3 protein-coding genes are annotated in these 2,895 nt (G+C 51.5%); 2 read left to right on the forward strand and 1 reads right to left on the reverse strand.

Annotation, left to right across the window (positions count from 1 at the left end; genetic code table 11):
• Both sdhA and GF404_10050 read left to right on the forward strand, forming a co-directional pair.
• A partial coding sequence (gene sdhA / locus GF404_10045; protein MBD3382524.1) for a succinate dehydrogenase (quinone) flavoprotein subunit occupies positions 1-1,572 on the forward strand: 1,572 nt, incomplete at its 5' end.
• A complete protein-coding gene (locus GF404_10050) occupies positions 1,572-2,321 on the forward strand; it encodes a succinate dehydrogenase/fumarate reductase iron-sulfur subunit (GenBank protein MBD3382525.1) in 750 nt (249 codons plus the stop codon). The genes sdhA and GF404_10050, both read left to right, overlap by 1 nt.
• 416 nt (positions 2,322-2,737) lie before the next feature.
• On the opposite strand, the gene GF404_10055 is transcribed toward GF404_10050, so the two are convergent.
• The coding region (locus tag GF404_10055; protein ID MBD3382526.1) for a hypothetical protein at positions 2,738-2,895 on the reverse strand (158 nt) is incomplete at its 5' end.

Consider the following 2,895-nt stretch of genomic DNA (forward strand, 5'->3'; position numbering starts at 1 on the left):
CGCCTGGCCCAGGTCAGCGAAAATATCATAGATCAATGCGTCGCCCAGGGGGTGCCTTTCGCGCGCGATTACGGCGGTCTTTTGGCAAACCGTTCATTTGGCGGTGCTCTGGTTTCAAGGACTTTCTATGCCCGTGGCCAGACCGGTCAGCAGTTGCTTCTGGGATGTTATCAGGCACTCGCACGGCAGGTTTCAGCCGGCAGTGTCAAGCTCAACACGAGATCCGAAATGCTAGACCTGGTAGTGGTTGACGGCCATGCCAGGGGTATTATCGCGCGTGACATGGTCACCGGTGAGATCAAATCTTACGCCGCAGACGCTGTCGTAATTGCAACCGGGGGTTACGCCAACGTGTTCTATCTCTCGACCAACGCCAAAGGGTGCAATGTAACCGCAGTCTATCGCGCCTATAAAAAAGGCGCGCTGTTTGCCAACCCCTGCTACACCCAGATTCATCCGACCTGCATTCCGGTTTCAGGAGACTACCAGTCCAAGCTTACGCTGATGTCAGAATCACTTCGCAACGACGGCCGTATCTGGGTGCCCAAGAAAAAAGATGATAATCGCGATCCAAACGACATACCAGAGAAAGATCGCGACTATTACCTCGAACGCAAGTATCCCTCCTATGGCAACCTGGCTCCACGCGATATATCCTCGCGCTCGGCCAAGGAGGTCTGCGACGAAGGGCGCGGTGTCGGACCGGGCGGACTGGGTGTCTACCTCGATTTTTCCGATGCTATCAACCGTCTCGGAGAGGATACTATCCGTGACCGCTACGGCAACCTGTTTCATATGTACGAGAAGATTACAGCGGAAAACCCATACAGGGTTCCGATGAGGATCTACCCGGCGCTTCACTACACCATGGGTGGCCTCTGGGTCGACTACAACCTGCAGTCGAACCTGCCGGGATTGTTCGTAATCGGTGAAGCGAATTTCTCCGACCACGGCGCAAATCGCCTGGGCGCCAGCGCGCTGATGCAGGGCCTGGCTGACGGATACTTTGTCCTGCCGTACACGATAGTGGATTATCTCAATCAGATCACCCCCGGTAAAGTAAAGTCAGATCACGACCAGTTCAAGCAGGCTACCGGTGAAGTCAACGAGAAAATCAAAAAACTGCTGTCGATCGACGGTAAAGAGACTGTGGACTACTACCATCGTATGCTGGGCAAATTGCTGTGGGATAAATGCGGTATGGCCCGCAATGAAGCCGGTCTCAAAGAAGCTTTGCAAAAGATACCCGAAATCCGTCAGGAATTCTGGGAGAATGTCAGGGTGCCGGGAGAAAACGAACAGCTCAACCAGAGCCTCGAGAAAGCCGGTCGGGTGGCTGACTTTCTGGAATTTGCGGAACTGATGTGCCATGACGCACTCGACCGCGATGAATCCTGTGGTGCGCATTTCCGTGAAGAACATCAGACCGACGAGGGCGAAGCTCTGCGCGACGATGAAAACTACAGCTACGTCTCCGCCTGGGAGTTTGACGGAGTCGGCAAAAAACCGAAACTCCGGAAAGAACCGCTCGAGTTCGAGGAAGTCAAACTGGCACAAAGGAGTTACAAATAATGAACTTAACTTTGTATGTCTGGAGGCAGAAGAACGCCCGTGATAAGGGCCGGATGGATAAATACGAAGCTAAAGATATCTCGGAGCATATGTCTTTTCTGGAGATGCTCGACGTAGTCAACGAGGGTTTGATAAAAGACGGTATCGAGCCGATTGCTTTCGACCACGACTGCCGGGAGGGAATCTGCGGAACCTGTTCGCTGGCCGTTAATGGTGTCCCCCACGGTCCCGACCGTGGCACAACAGTCTGCCAGTTACATATGCGACGCTTCAAAGACGGCGACGCGATCTATATTGAGCCCTGGCGAGCGAAAGCATTCCCGGTCATAAAAGACCTGATCGTTGACCGCCAGGCACTCGACAGAATAATCGAGGCGGGCGGTTATGTCTCGGTGACTACCGGGGGAGCTCCCGATGCCAACTCGATTCCGGTCTCCCAGGAATCCGCCGAAAAAGCCTTTGACTCCGCAAACTGTATTGGATGCGGTGCCTGTGTGGCCGCCTGTAAAAACGCCTCGGCTATGCTCTTTACAGCCGCCAAGGTCGCCCACCTGGCCAATCTTCCACAGGGTTTGGTGGAAGCCAAACGCAGGGTGACTAAAATGGCCTACCAGATGGATATCGAAGGTTTTGGAAACTGCTCAAACCAGTACGAATGCGAGGCGGCCTGCCCCAAGGAAATCTCGGTCCAGTTCATCGCCCAGATGAACCGCGAATTCCATAAAGCGATCAGGTACAAACAACGCTGATTAATCGACTCTACGCGTAAATCGAAAGCGGTGGAACCAGAACAGGCTTCACCGCTTTCTGCTAAATAATAAGACCGACGGTGGGGTATCCGCCGGTCTCAGTTAGATAGTAGAGGACTGCCCTGATGAGCAAGGCAGCTTTTTTTAAGTTTTAAGCCACTCGTTGTTCGCCCAAAACCTCGATGCGCAGATTGCTTTTATTCCAATTATCTCTCGTCCTGACTCTCATGTTGTCTTTCTGTTTATATATAGATACAAATGCTATGCCATTATAGAAAGAATAAGCTGATTCCCGGTAAGACTATAAAATATAACATCTTATAGCGTTTTCGCGGAAACAGATGGTATGGCCGGGTGAGGTATTTTAACCTCAATTCGACCTGATAGCCCGTGTAAAATTACCCTGTTTGACAGTATCAGTTGAGATCTTTAAATGGTTCGATTTCGATTCCGAGGGACTTAATCTTTTTACGTAGATTGTTACGGTCTGTTTTTAACATCCTTGAAGCGGCTGAGATGTTGTAGTTTGTCTGTGCCAGCGTCTGACCTATCAGACTTGCTTCGTATTTCCGAA

The organism is Candidatus Zixiibacteriota bacterium (assembly GCA_014728145.1).
In the GTDB taxonomy this organism is placed as follows: domain Bacteria; phylum Zixibacteria; class MSB-5A5; order JAABVY01; family JAABVY01; genus WJMC01.